This is a genomic window from Chryseobacterium sp. (assembly GCF_041914225.1).
Lineage (GTDB): Bacteria > Bacteroidota > Bacteroidia > Flavobacteriales > Weeksellaceae > Chryseobacterium.
Map to the genome: position 1 here is coordinate 155,543 of NZ_JAYSDT010000003.1, position 19,844 is coordinate 175,386.

General features: G+C 36.6%; 23 protein-coding genes. 7 read left to right on the forward strand and 16 right to left on the reverse strand.

The window, feature by feature from the left end:
* Positions 1 to 45 precede the first annotated feature (45 nt).
* From ACE3RB_RS02645 to ACE3RB_RS02675, 7 genes are all read right to left on the reverse strand, one after another.
* Positions 46 to 423 carry a hypothetical protein gene (locus ACE3RB_RS02645; protein ID WP_374462774.1) on the reverse strand — a complete coding sequence of 126 codons (378 nt, stop codon included), beginning with the start codon at positions 421 to 423 and terminating at the stop codon, positions 46 to 48.
* A gap of 16 nt (positions 424 to 439) precedes the next feature.
* Positions 440 to 742 carry a hypothetical protein gene (locus ACE3RB_RS02650; RefSeq protein WP_374462775.1) on the reverse strand — a complete coding sequence of 101 codons (303 nt, stop codon included), beginning with the start codon at positions 740 to 742 and terminating at the stop codon, positions 440 to 442.
* 62 nt (positions 743 to 804) lie between these two features.
* Positions 805 to 1,392: a ferritin-like domain-containing protein gene (locus ACE3RB_RS02655; protein WP_374462776.1), complete on the reverse strand. Its 588-nt coding sequence runs from the start codon at positions 1,390 to 1,392 to the stop codon at positions 805 to 807.
* A gap of 74 nt (positions 1,393 to 1,466) precedes the next feature.
* Positions 1,467 to 2,231 carry a KGG domain-containing protein gene (locus ACE3RB_RS02660; protein ID WP_374462777.1) on the reverse strand — a complete coding sequence of 255 codons (765 nt, stop codon included), beginning with the start codon at positions 2,229 to 2,231 and terminating at the stop codon, positions 1,467 to 1,469.
* Between the two features lie 406 nt (positions 2,232 to 2,637).
* Entirely contained in the window at positions 2,638 to 3,234 is a 597-nt protein-coding gene (locus ACE3RB_RS02665; RefSeq protein WP_374462778.1) for a Crp/Fnr family transcriptional regulator, read from the reverse strand.
* Between the two features lie 320 nt (positions 3,235 to 3,554).
* Complete coding sequence (locus ACE3RB_RS02670; RefSeq protein WP_374462779.1) at positions 3,555 to 3,797, reverse strand: hypothetical protein; 243 nt, start codon at positions 3,795 to 3,797, stop codon at positions 3,555 to 3,557.
* Positions 3,798 to 3,883: 86 nt separating this feature from the next.
* Positions 3,884 to 4,768: a DMT family transporter gene (locus ACE3RB_RS02675; protein ID WP_374462780.1), complete on the reverse strand. Its 885-nt coding sequence runs from the start codon at positions 4,766 to 4,768 to the stop codon at positions 3,884 to 3,886.
* Positions 4,769 to 4,865: 97 nt separating this feature from the next.
* On the opposite strand from ACE3RB_RS02675, the gene ACE3RB_RS02680 reads away from it, so the two are divergent.
* Positions 4,866 to 6,287 carry a PLP-dependent aminotransferase family protein gene (locus ACE3RB_RS02680; RefSeq protein ID WP_374462781.1) on the forward strand — a complete coding sequence of 474 codons (1,422 nt, stop codon included), beginning with the start codon at positions 4,866 to 4,868 and terminating at the stop codon, positions 6,285 to 6,287.
* 151 nt (positions 6,288 to 6,438) lie between these two features.
* Here the strand turns inward: ACE3RB_RS02680 and ACE3RB_RS02685 are convergent, their stop codons facing one another.
* The 5 genes from ACE3RB_RS02685 to ACE3RB_RS02705 form a co-directional block, all read right to left on the reverse strand.
* Positions 6,439 to 7,032: a Crp/Fnr family transcriptional regulator gene (locus ACE3RB_RS02685; protein ID WP_002979614.1), complete on the reverse strand. Its 594-nt coding sequence runs from the start codon at positions 7,030 to 7,032 to the stop codon at positions 6,439 to 6,441.
* Complete coding sequence (gene ytxJ / locus ACE3RB_RS02690) at positions 7,029 to 7,409, reverse strand: bacillithiol system redox-active protein YtxJ (RefSeq protein WP_374462782.1); 381 nt, start codon at positions 7,407 to 7,409, stop codon at positions 7,029 to 7,031. The genes ACE3RB_RS02685 and ytxJ overlap by 4 nt, the downstream gene beginning before the upstream one ends.
* A complete protein-coding gene (locus tag ACE3RB_RS02695; protein ID WP_374462783.1) occupies positions 7,406 to 7,822 on the reverse strand; it encodes a DUF1569 domain-containing protein in 417 nt (138 codons plus the stop codon). Before ACE3RB_RS02695 ends, ytxJ begins: the two co-directional genes overlap by 4 nt.
* Positions 7,823 to 7,860: 38 nt before the next feature.
* Positions 7,861 to 8,397 carry a YfiT family bacillithiol transferase gene (locus tag ACE3RB_RS02700; RefSeq protein WP_374462784.1) on the reverse strand — a complete coding sequence of 179 codons (537 nt, stop codon included), beginning with the start codon at positions 8,395 to 8,397 and terminating at the stop codon, positions 7,861 to 7,863.
* A gap of 216 nt (positions 8,398 to 8,613) precedes the next feature.
* Positions 8,614 to 9,756 carry a DEAD/DEAH box helicase gene (locus tag ACE3RB_RS02705; RefSeq protein ID WP_374462785.1) on the reverse strand — a complete coding sequence of 381 codons (1,143 nt, stop codon included), beginning with the start codon at positions 9,754 to 9,756 and terminating at the stop codon, positions 8,614 to 8,616.
* Between the two features lie 215 nt (positions 9,757 to 9,971).
* Between ACE3RB_RS02705 and pncA the strand changes: the two genes are divergently transcribed.
* Entirely contained in the window at positions 9,972 to 10,577 is a 606-nt protein-coding gene (pncA, locus tag ACE3RB_RS02710; RefSeq protein ID WP_002979619.1) for a bifunctional nicotinamidase/pyrazinamidase, read from the forward strand.
* Between the two features lie 168 nt (positions 10,578 to 10,745).
* Here pncA and ACE3RB_RS02715 read toward each other — a convergent pair whose 3' ends face one another.
* Complete coding sequence (locus ACE3RB_RS02715; RefSeq protein WP_374462786.1) at positions 10,746 to 11,927, reverse strand: pseudouridine synthase; 1,182 nt, start codon at positions 11,925 to 11,927, stop codon at positions 10,746 to 10,748.
* 102 nt (positions 11,928 to 12,029) lie between these two features.
* Between ACE3RB_RS02715 and aroB the strand changes: the two genes are divergently transcribed.
* From aroB to ACE3RB_RS02740, 5 genes are all read left to right on the forward strand, one after another.
* The gene (gene aroB, locus ACE3RB_RS02720; RefSeq protein ID WP_374462787.1) at positions 12,030 to 13,076 is read left to right on the forward strand and encodes a 3-dehydroquinate synthase; all 1,047 of its coding nucleotides are present in this window, start codon (positions 12,030 to 12,032) and stop codon (positions 13,074 to 13,076) included.
* A gap of 279 nt (positions 13,077 to 13,355) precedes the next feature.
* The gene (locus tag ACE3RB_RS02725; protein WP_233333024.1) at positions 13,356 to 13,991 is read left to right on the forward strand and encodes a porin family protein; all 636 of its coding nucleotides are present in this window, start codon (positions 13,356 to 13,358) and stop codon (positions 13,989 to 13,991) included.
* Between the two features lie 213 nt (positions 13,992 to 14,204).
* Positions 14,205 to 14,792 (forward strand): porin family protein, encoded by a 588-nt coding sequence (locus ACE3RB_RS02730; protein ID WP_374462788.1) that lies wholly within the window; start codon positions 14,205 to 14,207, stop codon positions 14,790 to 14,792.
* 287 nt (positions 14,793 to 15,079) lie between these two features.
* Entirely contained in the window at positions 15,080 to 15,268 is a 189-nt protein-coding gene (locus ACE3RB_RS02735) for a hypothetical protein (RefSeq protein ID WP_374462789.1), read from the forward strand.
* A 358-nt stretch (positions 15,269 to 15,626) separates the two neighbouring features.
* Positions 15,627 to 16,346: a porin family protein gene (locus ACE3RB_RS02740; RefSeq protein WP_374462790.1), complete on the forward strand. Its 720-nt coding sequence runs from the start codon at positions 15,627 to 15,629 to the stop codon at positions 16,344 to 16,346.
* A gap of 104 nt (positions 16,347 to 16,450) precedes the next feature.
* On the opposite strand, the gene ACE3RB_RS02745 is transcribed toward ACE3RB_RS02740, so the two are convergent.
* The 3 genes from ACE3RB_RS02745 to purC form a co-directional block, all read right to left on the reverse strand.
* The gene (locus ACE3RB_RS02745; RefSeq protein WP_374462791.1) at positions 16,451 to 17,398 is read right to left on the reverse strand and encodes a glycerophosphodiester phosphodiesterase family protein; all 948 of its coding nucleotides are present in this window, start codon (positions 17,396 to 17,398) and stop codon (positions 16,451 to 16,453) included.
* Positions 17,399 to 17,534: 136 nt separating this feature from the next.
* Complete coding sequence (purF, locus tag ACE3RB_RS02750) at positions 17,535 to 19,034, reverse strand: amidophosphoribosyltransferase (RefSeq protein ID WP_374462792.1); 1,500 nt, start codon at positions 19,032 to 19,034, stop codon at positions 17,535 to 17,537.
* 56 nt (positions 19,035 to 19,090) lie between these two features.
* Complete coding sequence (gene purC / locus ACE3RB_RS02755; RefSeq protein ID WP_002979628.1) at positions 19,091 to 19,813, reverse strand: phosphoribosylaminoimidazolesuccinocarboxamide synthase; 723 nt, start codon at positions 19,811 to 19,813, stop codon at positions 19,091 to 19,093.
* Positions 19,814 to 19,844: the final 31 nt, after the last annotated feature.

Genomic DNA, 19,844 nt, shown 5'->3' on the forward strand with positions numbered 1-19,844 from the left:
TGGTTGATCTTTTTCAAAAGCAGTTAAATAAGGGGGTCGGCAGAATTAATCTTTTTTATTGTCCAGGATTTCAAGGAACCTGTTGATGTATTCTTCTTCCTTCAGAACTTTATAATAAGCCGTTTTGGCATATAAAGTAAAAGAAGGAGACTCGAATTTTATATCATCATCCATTGCTGTGGTTTCCATGGTGTTTTTAGTATGGAATTCCCGGATATGAAGAAGATATTCTTTTATATAGGTGTCAATTGTATGTTTCAGGATATCACATTTCGCATTGTTTTTAATCTTTTCCAAAGACTTGATCAGAAAAGCAGTCACTCCGTAAGAATTGATAATTGGCGGAAATAAAGACGCATTCTCTATTGCATTATTTTTATCATTCAGCCCGGAATGTTGTAAAGTGTCATTTTCAAATATCATATTCAAAAAAATGGTATTAGTTGTGAGGAGCTTTTAAATATTGCTCAAAATAATGGAGGTCTTTTTTATCTTTAATGGACAGATAAAACATGATCTGTTCCGGTTCTTTCAATCCAATGCTGCTGAAACTGTCGAAGTGAGCAATTAATGCCTGAATATTTTCAATATCAATATCTTTCAGAATAATAAACAGAAGAAAAATATTTTCTCTGATCTCTTTGGCGTATACTGCTGCTCCGTCTTCAAAACATTTCCCTGTATGAGGTATTTTTATAAAATCTTTGTGTCTCAGTGTTTTTATTATGCTCTGACAGTCCATATATTTTGATTTCATAGTTAAAATAAGCCACATAGAACTACCTACATGGCTTATTGCATGCTTTAATCTTCCTGTTCTGCATCAAAATTGATGGATGTTTCCGCTATATCGGTAAGCAGGGAATCTGTGTCTTCCTCTTCCTGAAGTGTTCTTTCAAGAAGATCAGCGGCCTTATCATGTCCCATGGTAATGGCAAGCTGTGCAAGCCCGCCGTAGGTGGCAATTTCATAATGCTCCACTTTCTGTGCAGCAATGATAAGGGCAACATCTCTTGTTGCGGAGCCATCTTCTGTGGCTTTAATCACTTCTTCGCCTTCTTCTATGATTCCTTTGATGGCCTTACACTCTTTTTTCTCAGGCTTTTCGTCGATAAGCTGGAATACTTTTTCCAGACGTTTTACGTGTTTTTGAGTCTGAAGATGATGATCCTCAAAGGCATCTTTCAGCTCTTCAGTAGTGGCTGCTTCCTGCATTTTTTCCAGGGCATCCAGGATCACATTTTCAGCAAAATAAATATCTTTAAGCGCACTCACAAAAAATTTGTGAAGCGGTGAACTTTTCATTTCATCTTCTTTCACAGTTGGCTTATCTGCGGTCCCTTTTTTAGTAGCAGAAACAGCACTATTGGTTTCTAATATTTTATTTGGCATAGTATGAATGGTGTTTTGGTATTAAAAGGATTACCTCTTTATATAGGTCTAAAGAGGCAATCCTGGAAAAAGAATTATGAATTACGTCTGCCTCCGAATCCGGAACGACCTGAAGATCTTCCGCCTCCGTGGGAAGCCTGGCCTCCCATTCTGGCTATTCTTGTACGTTCAGCTTTGCTCATAGATGCGAAACCTCTTCTTGAAGTTCCTGAACCTGAATTTGATCCGCCTCTTCCTGAGCTGCTGCCATTATTTCCTGATCTTGAAGAGCCTCCTCTTCCTGAGCCTGAGTTAGAAGATCTGCCTCCACCGTGGGAAGCCTGACCACCCATTCTGGCAATTCTTGTACGCTCAGCTTTACTCATAGAAGCAAAACCTCTTCTTGAGGTACCATCTCCTGATGAGGACCTGCCCCTTCCTCCTGATCTGGAGCCGGAACCAGAATTTGAACGTCCGCGGGAACCACCACCGGAGTTTCCTCCACGAGATCCGCCTCTACCGGAAGTAAATCTTCCCTGGCTGTCTCTTTGCTGGTTTCCGTTTCCTCCTCTGGAACCTCCTCTTCTTCCACCGCTGCGTCCTCTCTGATCATCATCGTCATCATCTTCTTCGTCATCGTAGTCTTCATCATCCTCATCATCGTAATCATCATAGTCATCGTCATAATCCTCATTTTCATCAAAATAGTCTTCGTATTCTGAAAAATCATCATCGTAATCTTCATCTCTTGAGGCATCATTAAAACCATGATCATAGCCTAACTGGTAAACTTCTTCTAAGTTTTCCGGTGAATGTGACTGTCCTCTTGAACTGCGGTTTCTTGAATTTCTAGTGTTCATAACTGAATTTTTTATTATTAATATTTAGTGATGTGTATTGCAGTCCGTGACTAGTATTAGACGGCAACAGTTGGGTGTCGGTAATTTAAAATGATATTAAAAGCAAATGCTTTTTATGTTCCTTTTACAAAGGTCTTAAGAATTGGATTGAAAATTTATATTTCAAATGTACATCATAATAATTCACTTTTTTATGATCTGAATCATGTTAATGTAGATTAATACAAAACTTTCTGTTTTTTTATGACAATATCAGCTATTTTTCTGCTCTTTTAAATTGATCTGATGTATTAGTCTTCTGTAAAAAGACATTACAGAAGACTTTCATCAATATTCATTCAGCTTATTGTTTCCATAATTTTATGGATTTAATAGAAAAAATCACAAAATAATATACGAAGTGTTTCTAATATAAAATTTTGCGATTTTCAATTCTTAGGATTTTATCCTTCTCCATATGTTTAATGGTCCTTATTGCGGTTTCTACACACAGACCTGTAAGGCTTGCCATCTGCTGCCTCGTTAATGGAATCAGGAATGAATATGGACGTGCATCTTTCTGAAAGCTTTTCAAATAATCCATAAGCCCCCTAAGCCGTATAGACGGATTTTGAGACGAAAGATTCTGCATCATGATAAATTTGTAGTAAAGACGCTCAGAAAGAAAGCTGCTTACTTCCATGCATAATTCCGGATTCTGGTTCAGCAGATTTAAAAAAATGGATTTATGAAGTCTTAAAACAGTGCATTCTGTAATGACTTCAGCATTCATTGGATAAGGCTTATCTATAAATAATATAGATTCACCACAGCTTTCGCCGTCTGATAAAATGTTTTGAATAAATTCTTTCCCTTCCTCATTATAATTATTAAGTTTTACTTCTCCCTTAATAATCTGGTAATAATAGTTAGGGATATCCCCTTCAAAGAATATAGTTTCTGAAGGGCTATAGTGTCTCGTTTCTGCTCCCGCTGAAATCAAAATATTTTCGTCGATAACCATAATAGTTTGTTTTTGGTGGTGTTGTTTTCTTCTTCTCCTCTTCTTAGTCTTAGTAAAAATATCATTGGGAACTGATGATAGTACATGCAAAAATTGCACCTTTATGATTATTTATGAAGTTAAAAAAAGTTAAAAATATTAATAAATGTAAACCTATTTTGGATTATTGGTTAATTATTTTTATTAAAAATTAATTTAAATTAAACTTTTGATACCGCATTTTTGAAGTTGTAATTTCAACTTTCTGAAAAAATATTAGAAAATAAAACCCGTTTCGCTTGATTAAAACGGGTTTTTTCAAAGGAATAACAGAAAAACCGTTATTTTTTTGGAGATTTATTGTTAGGGGTTCTTGCAGTATCTGCGCGTTTTTTTGTAGAAACTGTATCCGTACGCATTGTATCTGAAGGAACCTGGGCCATAGGGGTAACATTGGAAACGGTATCTGTCCTCATTGTATCTGCGATAACACTGTCAGTTGTAACGGACGTTTCTGTTCTGTTTTCTTTTTTACAGCTCAGGACAATGACTCCCATGAGCAGGATTGACATAATAAATTTCATAATAGTATATTTTGTGGTGAAGGTTCAAAAGTAGACCATTATGAATACGATTTCTTATGACTTAAATCATAATGCTTTATTTTTAGTTATTTCGCAAATTTTTTGGTTCCTGCAACGCATAAGATGACTCCCAATGTCACTCCCAGCATTCCCAGGCTTACCTGTTCGTGAAGAAGCCATGCAGCCAACGCAAGACCAAAGAACGGCTGAAGCAGCTGCAGCTGTCCTACAGTAGCAATACCACCCTGCGCCAGGCCTTTGTACCAGAATATAAACCCAATAAACATGCTGAAAAGAGAGATATAAGCCATTCCGAACCATCCCTGGAAACTGACATTTCCGATATCATCAGGAAGATAAATAAAAAATAGAGGAATCATAATAGGTAAAGCCAACACCAAAGCCCATGAAATTACCTGCCAGCCGCCTAATGTTTTTGAAAGCTTAGCACCTTCCGCATAGCCCATACCACATAAAATAACAGCAAGCAGCATCAGAACATCTCCAATGGGCGAAGCAGATATTCCTTGCGAAACAGCATATCCGATCACCAAAAGACTTCCTACAACCGAAAAAAGCCAGAATACAGGATGAGGCCTCTCCCCTCCGCGCATCACCCCGAATACAGCAGTTGCCAATGGAAGCATTCCCAGAAATACAATAGAATGTGCGGAAGTAAGATATTGAAGAGCCAGTGCTGAAAGAAGCGGAAAACCTATCACACAGCCAAGGGAAACCAGCAGCAGAGGGACTAAATCTTTTTTGACAGGACGTTTTTCTTTTCCTATCCCTAATACTATAAAAGCTAATACTCCCGCTACCGCTGCACGGACTATGGTTACAAAGATCGGACTCATTTCCATTACTGCCAATTTGGTGGCAGGCAATCCGCCGCTGAATAACAGCACTCCTATAAAGCCATTGATCCATCCACTGATACTTTCATCTTTTGATATTTGTTTTGTCAACATTATATTCAAGCTTTTAATTGATTTTTCAAAATTAAAAAGGATCACCAGATAAACACAGTATCAGTTTTGTATATTTGCATGAGCACAGTTCAGAATTATGAGTAAAGAATTTTTATATACAGAAATTGCAGACGGCATTGCCAGACAGATCAGAAATGGTATCTTAAAAGCCGGAGATAAGCTTCCTTCGGTAAGAATGCTGTGCCAGGAACATCAGGTAAGTATGAATACTGCCAAACGTGTTTTTCTGGAACTGGAATCACAATCTTTGGTAGAACCCAAGCCGCAATCCGGGTATTTTGTAAGCCAGCTTCTCTCTGCCAGGCTTCCTTTGCCTGAAGTAAGCCGTCCGTCACTCATTGCCAATAATGATGAACCGGATGAGCTGATCAGTAAAGTATATGAAAATATGGGTAAAAACGGCATTACCTTTTTCTCTATCGGGATTCCGTCAGGAGATCTTTTACCCCAGGCAAAACTGAAAAAAGAAATCGTAAATGCTACCAGGGAATTAAAAGATGGCGGAACGGAATATGAAGAACTTCAGGGAAATCTGAAACTAAGAAGAATGATTGCCATACGTTCTTTACAATGGGGAGGAAACCTGAGCGAAAATGACCTGATCACTACCAACGGCGGAATGAATGCGCTTTCTTTCTGTTTAATGGCCTTAGGAAAACCCGGAGATACCATTGCGATCGAAAGCCCCTGCTATCCCGGAATTCTGCAGCTGGCCAACGGATTGGGTCTCAAAGTCCTGGAACTTCCTACTCATCCCACTACCGGAATAGAAATTGAAGCTTTAAAAAAAGTAATTCCTAAAATCAATATCTGCCTGCTTATTCCCAATTTCAACTCACCTTTGGGAAGCTGTATGCCTGATGAAAATAAAAAGGAAATTGTAAAGATACTTTCTGAAAACAATATTCCTCTGATAGAAGATGATGTGTATGGAGATCTTTATTTCGGGTCCAGCCGTCCTAAATGCTGTAAATCTTTTGATAAAGACGGCAATGTATTGTACTGCAGCTCTATTTCAAAAACACTTGCTCCGGGGTATCGTGTAGGCTGGATTGCTCCCGGAAAATACAAAGACAGGATTATGAAGCTTAAACTCCTTCATTCCACTTCATCGATTTCCATTGTTAACGAAGCGGTAGCTAATTTCCTGAAATCCGGAAAATATGAAAAGCATCTTCAGCAGCTCCGCAGAACATTGCAGATCAATTATCAGAACTATGTTCAGATCATAGCAGAATCTTTTCCGGAAGGCACCAAAACGAGCCGTCCGCAGGGAGGATTATCAATATGGATAGAATTTGATAAAAAGATAAAAACAACAGAATTATATGATCTGGCCATCAAACAGAACATAAGCATAGCTCCCGGAAGAATGTTCACATTGCAGGAGCAGTTTGAAAACTGTATGAGACTCTGCATAGGACTTCCATGGTCGGAAGATACACAGGCAAAGCTGAGACAGATCGGACAGCTTGCCCGAAAGATTTATTTGAAGTAAGGAAGATGGGGGCTGGAAGATGGAAGTTATTATAGTTTTAAGGATAGCTTACGTCAATTCTTATTGATAATGTGAAGGATTCTAATAACTACCAGGTTCTTTTTTGTTTATCAGAATTTCAAGCTTCCCTCTCCCATCTGCCAGCCTTTTATTATTTATCCGGAACGAAATTTTTTCTCGCCAGTTCTTTTCTTACACGACTCAGACTCTCAGGAGTAATTCCCAGGTAAGAAGCGATCATCCATTGTGGAACTCTCAGCAGTAAATCCGGATACATTTTAATGAATTTCATGTACCTTTCTTCAGCAGTCTCTCCCAGCAAGGAATTGATCCTGTTCTGAAGGCTTCTGATATGTTTCTGGAGAAGGAAATCACTTCTCTCAATACTGTTCGGAAATTGCTCTACAAGCTTATTGAAAAAATCAGGATGTAAAAACAGAACTTCTGAATCTTCAACAGCTTCTATATAGTAAATGGATTTTTCATTGAAATAAAGACTGCTTCGGTCCGATATCAGCCAGCTTTCCGGAGCAAACTGGATAATATGTTCTTTTCCGTTCTTGTCAATAGAATACATTTTCAGCAGGCCTTTTTCCACAAAGAATATATGACGGCATATTTCGCCATACTGAAGAAGAAACTGGTTTTTTGGAATTTTCTTTACTTCGTAATGCAGACTGCAGGTGTTCACGTTCTGAAGCGGAACATTTAAAACTTTGGCTAAATAATTATTTATATTCTTCATGGTACAATCTGGCTTAAGGAAATATCCTGGTGTGAAGCACTGTTTACAGGCTTTCCGTTCTCTATTACAATCAGCTGAGGACTTTCATGTCTGATCTCAAACTCTGCTGCTATTTTGTTGGAAACAGGTCTGTGAGCCAACAGGTCCAGGTAATATACATTAACAGGCTGGTCTGAGTTCTCAACCTCCTTTTCAAAGTTTTTCAATACAGTTCTGCTGATAAAGCAGCTTGTAGAATGCTTGAATATGGCTATCTTCTTCTGAAAAGAATCTTCTATCGCTCTGGCAAGATCCTCTTCAGATTCTATCTTTTTCCAGAATGTTTTTTGCTCAGGGGTTTCACTTTTCCCACCGAATATTTTATCAAAAAAACTCATACATTAAATTGTTTTAGATGGTGATCAAGATGCTTGTATTCTAAAAATGGCCAGTCTTTTTCAGTCATGCTTCCGAACAACCTGTGACGGCCCGGCAGCTTGTTATTACAGCAAACTTCCCGGAATTCTTCCAGTGTTTTCAGCAGATTGGCTTTTGATTCATCAAAATCACACTCAAAATTAACGATTAGTTTTTGAAAAGTGGGCATGTTTCTGGGAATTCCATTATTGAAAACATACATTTCTATTTTAGTACAGATTCCTATGGTCTCAAACAGGATATTGATACGGGGAAGGTCCAGTTTTTCCAAAGCTACCTGAAGAACCAGATCACAATGTTTCAGCATCTGACACACGTTCATTTTTCCCCATTTTCTTTGGGAATTTTCAGATAACATGGAAATTCTGTCCACAATTTCCTTATAGTATATGGGATTATTAAGACTCTTCCTTACCAACCTTTTTCTATCTTCAGATTTTCAATATGGGCAAAATGGTGATTACAGTGCCACACATATAAAGCAAGGCTCTCCCTTAGATTATAGTTTTTGTTATGTTCAGGATGATGAAATGTTCTTTCAAACTGTTTATTCGTAAGGCTTTTAAGAAGAACAACCCATCTCTGGTGAGTTCCTTTCAGCATTCTCATAGCGGGTTTTACAGGCATATGAAAACTATCCTGAAGCTCTGCCCATTTTGCTTCATCATAAGGTTTTATGGTAGGGTTATCTTCTGTAAGCGCCAGTTTAAAACGGATAAAGCTGTTCATATGGCTGTCTGAAAGATGGTTGACGAGCTGTCTGACGGTCCAGCCGCCTTCTCTGTAAGGAGTATCCAGCTGTTCGTCTGTAAAATGTTCAATGAGATTTTTTAGCCTGCCGGGAAAGTCTTTGATTACTTTAATATAAGTGTCCAATGTAGTATCACAAATATTTTCAGGAGCTTCAAACGGTCCTATTGGAAACTTTTTCTTTTCTAAATCACTCATTGTTACGGTTTTAATTTTTTAAACAGTTCCGGTTTGTCCGATTATATTTTTGAGGACAATTTTTCAAATATCACTTGTGTAAATTTATCAAAATTTCAAGAATATAAAATGAATAAAGCATTAATTGTAGAGATAACAATTTATTGAACAGCATATTTTCATTAAAAACGGCCTCAGTGATGATATTGAGGCCGTTTTTAGAAATTATTTAAGAAATTAATAACCATGCAGATCAATTCCTTCCGTTCTCTGTAAAGGTACTTTCTTACCCATTTTCTTTTGAATTACTCTGAAATGCTGCAACTCATCATCAGTAAGAATGCTGATTGCCGTTCCCTTTTCATTGGCACGGCCTGTTCTTCCGATACGGTGAATATAATCCAAAGGGGAACGTGGCAATTCGTAATTGATAACGCATGGCAGGGACTCGATATGAATTCCCCGACCGATCAAATCTGTGGCAACCAGGATCTGCACACCGTTTACTTTAAATTCTTCCAGATTATTTCTTCTCGCTCCCTGGGACTTCTGGCTGTGAATAGCCACTGCTTTGATTTTATTCTTTTTAAGCTTTTCTACCAGGTTATCTGCAGATCTGGTAGACGAAACGAAGACCAAAGCTTTTCCTACTTTCTTTTCTTTAATTAAATACCGTAGAAAGGGTCCTTTATTTTCAGGAGCAACATGGTATGCCAGCTGCTCAATATTATCAATTTCAACTTCTTCTTTTTTAATTTCAATGATGACAGGATTAATAGACAACCGCTCTTTCATTTCAGCTACCTTATCATTTAATGTGGCCGAAAATAAAGTCGTTTGTTTTACTACAGGCATCAGAGCAAAAAGTTTATCCATTTCCTCCCCAAAACCTAACTGAAACATTTTATCCGCTTCATCGATCACCAAATGCTGAATTCCTGAGATACTCAATGCATTATGGTCAATCAGATCCAATAAACGTCCCGGCGTTGCTATCAGAACTTCCACTCCAAACATCCCTTTCATCTGCGGATTAATGGAAACTCCGCCATAAACTGCCATGGTACGGATCTCTCTCTTCAGGTTTCCTGTAAAAGCCTGGAAGACTTCATCAATCTGAATCGCTAACTCCCTTGTAGGAACTAATATTAATACCTGAATATTACGTCCTTTTTTAATGTCTGCATTCTGAAGTTTTTCTAAAATCGGCATCACAAAACAAGCCGTTTTCCCGGAACCTGTCTGTGCAATTCCCATAAGATCTTTCCCTTGTAAAATAACAGGCACAGCCTGCTCCTGTATCGGGAATGGCTTTAAATACCCCAGTTTGTTGACAGAACGAATAATACTGTGTGATAATCCTAACGATTCAAATGACATAAAAATATTTATTTCCTGCAAAGATAAGCTATTGTTATTTGGTTTATCTCTCAAAATCCTATACTATTCTTACAAAAAATAATTATTCTGATTTCTAATCCCTTCATTTTATAAGCGTTGAAAATTTATGTTGCCGATTTGTCCGATAATTCAGTTTTGGACAAATTTTTGCGGATTAGTTTTGTAAATTTATCAAAAATTCGAGAATTCAAAATATGAAAAAAGCGTTAATAATAGTCGATGTACAGAATGATTTTTGTGAAGGCGGAGCACTTGCAGTCCCTGGAGCCAGCGAAATTATTCCATACATCAATCTCCTGATGGAGGAAAATGAATATGACCAGATTGTTCTGACTCAGGACTGGCATCCCGCAGGTCATAAAAGCTTTGCAAGCAGTAATGGAAGAAAGGTAGGAGAAAGTATTATTTTAAATGGGGTGCCACAGTTTATGTGGCCGGATCACTGCATCCAGGGAACTTTCGGTGCAGAGTTCCATAAAGATCTGAACAGAGACAAAGTAACCCACATCGTACAGAAAGGAAAAAATATTGAAATAGACAGCTACAGCGGTTTCCAGGACAATAATCATTTTATGAAAACCGGTTTGGATGACTTTTTAAAATATCATGATATTCAATTAGTAGAAATCGTGGGACTGGCATTGGATTATTGTGTGAAGTTTACTGCATTAGATGCTGTTGCCAACGGCTATGTAACCTGCCTGCATTTCAACGGCACCCGTGCTGTTAACGTAAAACCTGATAATGCAAGGGACGCAATCTATGAAATGATTGAAAAAGGAGTAACTGTTTTAGGGTAATTTTTTTTAATGATGAATTATAACCGATGGGTTATGGATTTTAAAATTTATGACTTAATATAATAAAAAAAGCGCAGAATTATTTTCTGCGCTTTTTGTTTTATTCTAAAGATACTTTTTGAAAGAATGAAGGAAGTTAAAAACGTGAATCCGTCATTCATCATTATTTTAAAGCATTTTAAGGTTGTTCACTTCCAGTTCTGTAAGGATTCTCCAGTGCCCTCTCTTGATGTTTTTCTTCGTTAATCCTGCAAACATCACTCTGTCCAACGCTTCCACTTCATAACCCAATCTTTGGAAAATTCTTCTGATAACACGGTTCCATCCGATGTGGATCTCAATTCCCACTTCATTCTTTGGCTTTCCTTCAATATAAGAAATCTGATCAACAACAGCTACACCTTCATCAAGACGAATACCTTCTGCTATAAGACGTAAATCTTCACCAGTAAGCTTTTTATCCAATGTTACATGATAAATCTTTTTCGCATCAAAAGATGGATGCGTCAGTTTTTTCGTCATGTGTCCGTCATTAGTTAATAAGATCACTCCTGTTGTAGAACGGTCCAGTCTTCCAACCGGGAAAAGTCTGTAAGGAGAAGCATTGGCAACAAGATCCATAACCGTTTTTCTTGCTTTGTCGTCTTTTGTAGTGGAAATATAACCTTTTGGCTTATTCAAAAGTACATATACAGGCTTTTCAGGCGTAATGCTTTGCCCGTCAAAAACTACCCTGTCTGTTTTCTGTACCTGATATCCCATTTCAGTTACCACCTTTCCGTTTACTTCTACCAGCCCCTGGGTAATCAGCTCATCAGCTTCTCTTCTGCTGCAGATCCCGGAATTAGCGATATACTTGTTAAGACGGATGCTGTCTTTATGAACATCTTTTTCAATTTTGTTCAGTCTTCTTTTCTGTACAAAAGATTTTGCTCTGTCTTCATTTCTTTCATCACCATTAGATGGTCTTCTTCCGTATTTCAGGCTGCCTCTTTCGTACTTATCTCTTGTATCAAAATTTCTTCCGCCTCTCTTAGGTTTCCCAAAAGATTTCTTCTCATAGCTCTCACTTTTGTTCGTGATGTAAGGTTTTCTTTCAGATTTTGAACCAAAATCATCATTGGAATTTTCGAAGCTGTCGGTATTTCTTTTGAAAGGTTTCTTTTCAAATCTTGAGTTGGATCCTTTATGTTCCGGCCCTTTTTTTCCTCCGTCTTTAGAGAAAGGCTTCTTAAAAGGTTTTGATCCTGAAGAATTTCTAGATCTGGAAGCACGAGAATCATCAGAACTTTTCTTGGTTGAAATTCTTGGTCTCTTTGGTCTGTCTGAATTATTATTATCTCTGCTCATTCTAAAAATTTCTGCAAAGATAGTAATTTAGTTACGAGTTAAAAATTAAGAATCATAACTTTGCACTATAGTTTACATTTTTAACTTTACATATAATAGAAGATGATAACAATATTAAACGATAATTTTTCACAGCTCAACGAGTTTCTTCACGAAAGATCTTTCAGTAAAATTTTCATTCTTGTAGATGAAAATACCCATGAATACTGCCTTCCTGTTCTTTTAGGAAATATGGAAACTGATCTTGGTTTTGAAATTTTAGAGATTGAAGCCGGAGAAGAAATGAAAAATATCCAGACAGCCAATCAGCTTTGGGAAATTCTTACGGAGATGAAAGCAGACAGAAAAGCATTGGTTATCAACCTTGGTGGCGGTGTCATTACGGATATGGGAGGATTTGTTGCATCTACTTACAAAAGAGGAATTCAGTTCATCAATATCCCCACTACCCTTTTATCCATGTGTGATGCTTCCATAGGAGGAAAAACGGGTATCGATCTGATGCATTATAAAAATATGGTAGGAACTTTTGCCTTCCCCGAACAGATTTTTATCTTCCCGAAATTCCTGGAAACATTACCATTTAAAGAATTAAGAAGCGGTTTTGCTGAAATGCTGAAACATGGATTAATTGCCGATAAAAATCATTGGGATCAACTGATTCAGATCCGTAAGCTGGAAGTGGAGACCATAATTCCGCATATTCAGACCTCAATGCACATTAAGCAGAATGTTGTAGATCAGGATTTCCATGAGCAGAATATCAGAAAAACACTGAATTTCGGACATACGATTGGCCATGCTGTGGAAAGCCTATGTTTACAGCAGGAAAATCCTATCCTTCACGGTGAAGCAGTAGCCATGGGTATGATTGCTGAAGCGCATCTGTCTTTTCTTGAAAACCTTATTTCTGAAGAAGATTCAAAAATGATCATTGAAAACATACAGAGATACTATCCATATCTTGATATCAGTGACTTTAAAGACGAAGATATCACAGCTTTATTACTGAATGATAAAAAGAATACAGACAGTAAAATCAATTTTTCCCTGCTTTCAGGAATCGGCTCTTGTACCTATGATCATCAGTGCAGCCAGAAGAACATTATTGAATCAATAGCTTTTTATCGAAAACTGAACGATGCTTAACTATTTTTCTGAAAAAATACATTAGTTTTAAAGCCGTTTTTGACAAAATTGTCAATTTAGACACTTTCTAAACAAACGTTTATTTATGTTTTTAAAACGTTGAAAATCAAATATATAACTGTAAAATCACTTAAACGCTAAGTGATTTTTTTATTGATTTTAATCATAAAAAACTTTTTTGGCAAGCAATTTGGAAGATACTCTGCGTTCAGCTGAAAATTGCTGAACAAGTAGTAAAATTTAAAATTAAGAAAGAGTAAAAATTAAAAAATTAAAGTTATGAAAAAGTTAATTTTAGGATTAGCGTTAACTGCAGGAACATTCGCATTCGCTCAACAGACAGGAAATACATCTTCTAATCCAGTAACATTCGGGGTAAAAGGAGGAATGAACGTATCTTCACTTTCAAAAGACAGCGGTCTTGATGATCAGAAATCTAAAATAGGATTCAACGCAGGTGTGTTTGCCAATATTCCTTTAGCAGCTTCATTCAGCGTTCAGCCGGAAGTATTATACTCTCAATATGGTAACAAATCAGAGTTTACCACACTTGGAAATAAATATTCAGCTTCTACTAAGTTAGATTATATTACTGTACCGGTAATGTTCCAGTATAACTTAATCCCTGATCTATACGTTGAGGCAGGACCAGAATTTGGTTTCATGGTAAGTGCTAAAAATAAATTAAAAAATGAAACCAACGGAAATTCTACTACATCAGACAATTACAAAGATAATTTCAATACATTTAACTTTGGTATTGGTCTTGGTGCAGGATATTATTTCACTCCAAACCTTGGACTTACAGCAAGATATGTTGCAGGTTTAACTGATATTGCAAAAAACAGACCTAGCGGTTCTGATGCAGTAAGAAACAATGTATTCCAGGTAGGATTAGCTTATAAATTCAAATAAGCTTATACATTCAATAACAAATTTTATATTCAATAGAAAAGATCAGATTATTTTAATCTGGTCTTTTTTTATGTTATAATTCTTAACCGGTTTTGTTCGGTTGCAATGGAGTGATGATAAATACTGATTAACAATTAATTTTAGTTTTTGGCACAACATTTGATAGTTAAAGAAATGTTAAATAAAACTCAAAAACTATTAAAATAAAAACTTATGAAAAAGATTTTTTTAGGTCTTGCATTAGTAGCAGGAACTTTCGCATTCTCTCAGAAAACTTCAGCTTCTGCTGCTTCAACTTCTCCAGTTAGATTTGGACTAAAAGCAGGTCTTAATATTTCAACTATCTCTAATAGTGATTTAAATTCAAAAGCTGGATTTTATGGTGGTGCTTTTGCAAACATTCCAGTAGCACAGGATTTCTCCGTACAGCCTGAAGTATTATACAGTGGTATGGGTGGTAAAGCCAAGTCTAATAGTGATTTAAAATTAAATATGGACTATATCGCAGTACCAGTAATGTTACAGTATAATCTAATCCCTAATCTATATGTAGAGGCAGGCCCTCAATTCGCTTTCCTTATCAGTGCTAAAGGAAAAGGTAATGGTGCATCTGTAGATGTTAAAGACAATTTCAAAACTTTTGATTTCGGTATTGGTCTTGGAGCTGGATATTATTTTACACAAAATATTGGCGTGAATCTAAGATATACCGCTGGATTATCGGATATTGCTAAAGACAGAATCGGTGGTGATTCTTCTAAAAACGGTGTATTCCAGATCGGTTTAGCTTATAAATTCTAGGAAATAACTTTATGTTCAATACAAAGCCGGATTATTTAAATCCGGCTTTTTCGTTTTATAAATGATTTTGGCAAGGAATTTGCGTGTTGAGTAATGATTGTACTCTATTCCGGAATTTTCAACTTACAGTTCCTGTTTTACAATGAGTAAGCGTAATTATCTGATTAATTCAATTGGATTTAAAGCTGAAATCTGACTATTACCATAAACTTTTAACGAGAACTGCATCGGGTTGACCGGAACAACAGAATACTGAAAAGGATTTTGTTCAACAATGAAAATACATTTTGATTTCAATAGAAAAAGTCAGGTTTATTAGTTTAAGCCTGACTTTTTCGCTTGCTGCAGGATACCAGAACTTTGGTGTGACAGCCAGATTTACAGCAGGTATCACAGACATTTTTAAGCACGATTATTACAATAATAAGGTAAGAAATAATGTACTTCAGGTTGGAGTGGCTTATAAGTTTAAATAGAGATATTTATTTTCAAAATGAATACCGGGCACACAGTCCGGTATTTTTTATTTTCAGTTCTTAAAAACAATCCAAATATTTCTATAATTTTTGGAAAGAGGCTTTCATTTTTTTGAATTTTCATTATTTCAATGATCAGCAATAAAGTATTTTTAATATTAAACTCTTTTCATACATAACGGGTTTGGCAGCATATTTATTCAATGAAAAGGGATAAATATTCAGAAAAAGTCTTTTAAAAAACTATCTGAAAACCCTTATAAACAGGCGTTTTTTAAGTTTGGCAAGCAATTTGCAAAATAATTCGGGTCTGATTGAAATGATCGACACACAAATAGTAAAATTAAAAAATAAAATTATGAAGAAGTTATTTTTAGGATTAGCATTAACTGCTGGTGTATTGGCTTTTGCTCAGGAAACAGAAACAAAGACAGAGTCAAAAACAGTAACTGCATCACCTCTAAAAAAAGATGTTCAACCGGTTAGATTCGGGATCAAGGCAGGAGGAAATTCATCTTATTTCAGCCAGCAGAAATTCGGGATCAACTCTCAGCAATTAGGTTTCCACGCAGGTGCATTCGTTAATATTCCAATTTCAAAACAATTCAGCTTTCAGCCAGAGGTATTATACAATCAAATGGGAGCAAAAGCTGTGATCTCTTCTACAGAAACTGACAATGGAGTTACGAATGTGAAGACAAAAGTTGAGGACAGAGTAAAAATGAACTATATCTCAGTTCCGTTAATGGTTCAAATGAGACCTGTAGATAATTTTTATATTGAAGCAGGACCTGAATTCAGTTATTTCATCAACGGAAAAAACAAAGGTGAATCCACTGTAGCAAGCACTACCGGAGGGGTTACAACCACTACTACAAGCTCTCATTCTACAGATATCGACAAAGATCAGATCAACAGATTCAATTTCGGATTAGGTCTTGGTTTAGGGTATGATATCACGCCGAACATCGGTATCAATGCAAGATATGTGAACAGCCTTACAAAAATCGATAAGAGCAGACCGGCAGCTGAAAATAACAACAGAGTATTTCAGTTAGGCCTGAACTATAAATTTTAATTAAAGAACCAATTTTTTAACCCTAAGTGCATTAACCAGCACGCATAAAATCGCCGGAAGAATTTCTTCCGGCGATTTATTATTTATAAGTAAAAAACTGATGTTTATTCAAATATTCTCGGATCGTCGCTGATAACGCCATCTATTCCCATATCTTTTAATTCTTTTAATCTTTCTTTGGTATTCACAGTCCATGGGATTACTTTCATGCCCAATGCATGACATTCTTTTATCAGTTGTGGTGTTACAAGAGTATGTTCAGGGCTGTAAATCGTAGGAGTAAAACTCAGGAATTTCATATCTCCGGCTACTCCATTCAGATGATCGGGATACATCTTAAATTTTTCCGGAGGAATATTTTTAAAATAAGCCTGCTGCTGCGCCAGTTTTTTATCATCTACCCTTTCTACAAGTAAAGCCGTCTTGATTTCAGGATATTCTTTATGAATTATTTCCAGTGTTCTGGGATCAAAAGACTGAATAATCACCCTATCCTGTATCTTTTTTTCAACAATAATCTTCATCATCAGATCAACAAATTCTTCAGGCTCCGGATGAAATATATTGTCTGAGAAAGGACGCGTTTTGGTTTCTATATTATAATATGGTAACGGTCTTTTCAGTTCACGGGCGTACGCTTCACAGGCGTCTATTACGTCTGAAAAAAGTGGTTTCTGAGCCTTCATTTTCTTTTGATCTGGATATCTGTCAAGCTTTTTTAAACCTACATCAAAGGTTTTGATCTTCGCATAAGGCATTTCATAAATTTTGTAATAAAAACCTGAATCTTTGGGAATATAAGTTCCATCCGGTTTTGTAACCAGTTCCGGCGAAAGAAACGCATCATGGGAAAGTATTACCTTCTTGTCTTTCGTGATGGCCAGGTCCATTTCCAGTGTAGTCACATTCATTTGTAAAGCATTTTTCATGGCCGGGATTGTATTTTCCGGAAAAAGGGATTTCCCTCCGCGGTGAGCCTGCTTATCAAAAGATTGTGAAGAGTAAAATTGGGCCGCCAGCAAAAAAACACCTGTAAAAAGTATATTTTTCATATCCTGAAGTTTTAATCTGACAAAATTAAAACTCCGCTGTATATTGTATAATACGGGAATATTAAGCTTTTGCTACATTTATAAAGCAAAAGAACCAGGTTGATACCCGGTTCTTTTTATTATTTCATTAAAGAGATTAATTGAATAAATCTGTTTCTTCTCCTTTTCCTACAGGATATTCTTCTGTAAAGCATCCGAAGCAGTGATTAGCAGATCCTAAAATTTCTTTCAGGTTGTCTATGCTCAAAAACTCTAAAGAATCTACCCCAAGGTAGTTTTTAAGTGCTTCTGTAGACATATTTGCAGAGATCAGATCATCTTTGGATGGAGTATCAATTCCCAGATAACAAGGAGCAATAATTGGCGGAGAAACACTTCTGAAATGAATCTCTTTCACTCCTGCATCTTTCAGGATTTTAACCAGCCTTTTTGATGTTGTCCCACGAACGATAGAGTCATCAATGATCACGACTCTCTTATCTTTCATCTCAGAGATAATCGGGTTCAGTTTAAGGTTCACTACCCTTTCTCTCATTTCCTGGGTGGGAACAATAAAGCTTCTTCCGATATATCTGTTTTTGATCAGGACCGGACGGAAAGGGATTCCGGAAGCTTTTGAGAAGCCAATAGCAGCAGGAACTCCGGAATCCGGAACTCCAATCACTAAATCAGCTTCTACAGGAGCTTGTTCCCAGATTTTTTCACCGGATTTTTCTCTGATCTCATAAACATTGATGTTTTCAAGTGTAGAGTCAGGTCTAGCAAAATAAATATATTCAAAAGAACAGATTCTCTGCTTTCCTTTCGTCTCATCCATCATATAAGAATGAAGTTTTCCAGGTTCGTTTTCATTGGTATAAATGATCTCACCAGGAAGGATATCGCGTACATACTGAGCTCCTACAGCATCTAATGCAACAGATTCTGAAGCTACAACATACGATTTCTCATCAATGGCTCCCAATACCAGCGGACGGATACCATTGAAGTCTCTGAATGCAAAGAATTTGTTTCTCGTCATTCCTACTACGGAATAAGCACCTTCAATCTTTTCCATGGTAGCTTTGATAGCTCCGCGAAGACCTAAATCGAGGTTTTTCTGGATCAGTCTCAGGATAACTTCAGAATCGGAAGTCGCTCTGAAAACAACACCTTCAGCTTCCAGTTCTGCTTTTAATTCTTTTGCATTGGTAAGGTTTCCATTGTGTGCTATAGAAAGTATAATCTGGTCATATTCGTTTTTTGCGAAAAATGGCTGGAAATTATATTTCTTTTTATCTCCTGCAGTGGTATAACGGGTATGCCCGATTGCAGAATTTCCCATAAAAGTTTCAGGTTCGTGAATGTCTTTATAAACATCCAGAACAAGTCCTTCGTCTTTCATATTAGTGATTCTTCCATCTTTTAAAACGGAGATACCACAAGCTTCCTGACCTCTGTGCTGCAAAGCAAAAAGCCCGAACTGTGAAAGAGAGAATGTATCCAGATCACTGTCCGAATACAATCCGAAGATCCCACACTCTTCATTAGGAGCATCCAGTCTTTCCTCTTCCTGAGTTCTGAAAAGATTTCTTCCGTAAGTCTGGGTTTCAAACTGTTTTAAATATTCACTTTTATGAATGTCTAAACTTTTCATTTCTATTTTTTCTAAATTAAAAGATTAAAACATTTAATCTTTAAATAAATTAAATCTTATTTCTGTAAAAGATTTTTAAGACGGTTATAGATTTCCACATAAGCCTCAGTAACTTCTCCCAAGTCTCTTCTGAATCTGTCTTTGTCTAATTTCTTCATGGTATCTTTATCCCAAAGTCTGCAGGTATCAGGAGAGATCTCGTCTGCTAAGATGATTTCACCGTCTGAAGTTTTTCCTAATTCGATTTTGAAATCTACCAGAATGATATTGATTTTGTCAAACAGTTCGATAAGAATGTCATTGATATCTGAAGACAGCTCATACATTTCGTCAAGCTCTTCATAAGTAGCTGCTCCTAAGAAAACGGCATGGTGATCATTGATAAGCGGATCTCCCAGCTCATCTTTTTTATAGCAGATATCGAAGATTGTTACCGGAGATTTAATTCCTTCTTCCACTCCTAATCTTTGTGCCATGCTTCCAGCTGAATAGTTTCTTACAACCATTTCCAAAGGAATGATAGATACTTTTCTTACCAGCTGCTCTCTTTCGTCTAGTTTTTTGATGAAATGAGTTTTAATCCCTTTTTCATTTAAATATTCAAAAATAAGAGTGGTGATCGCATTGTTCATTTCCCCTTTAAGGTCTACCTGACCTCTTTTTTGAGCGTTAAATGCTGTAGCATCGTCTTTGAAACGTACTACTACTTCATCAGGATTATCGGTTGCAAATACCTGTTTTGCTTTCCCCTCGTACAACATTTCTTTCTTTTGACTCATAATTTTACTTTCTAAATTGTAGTTAGATTTA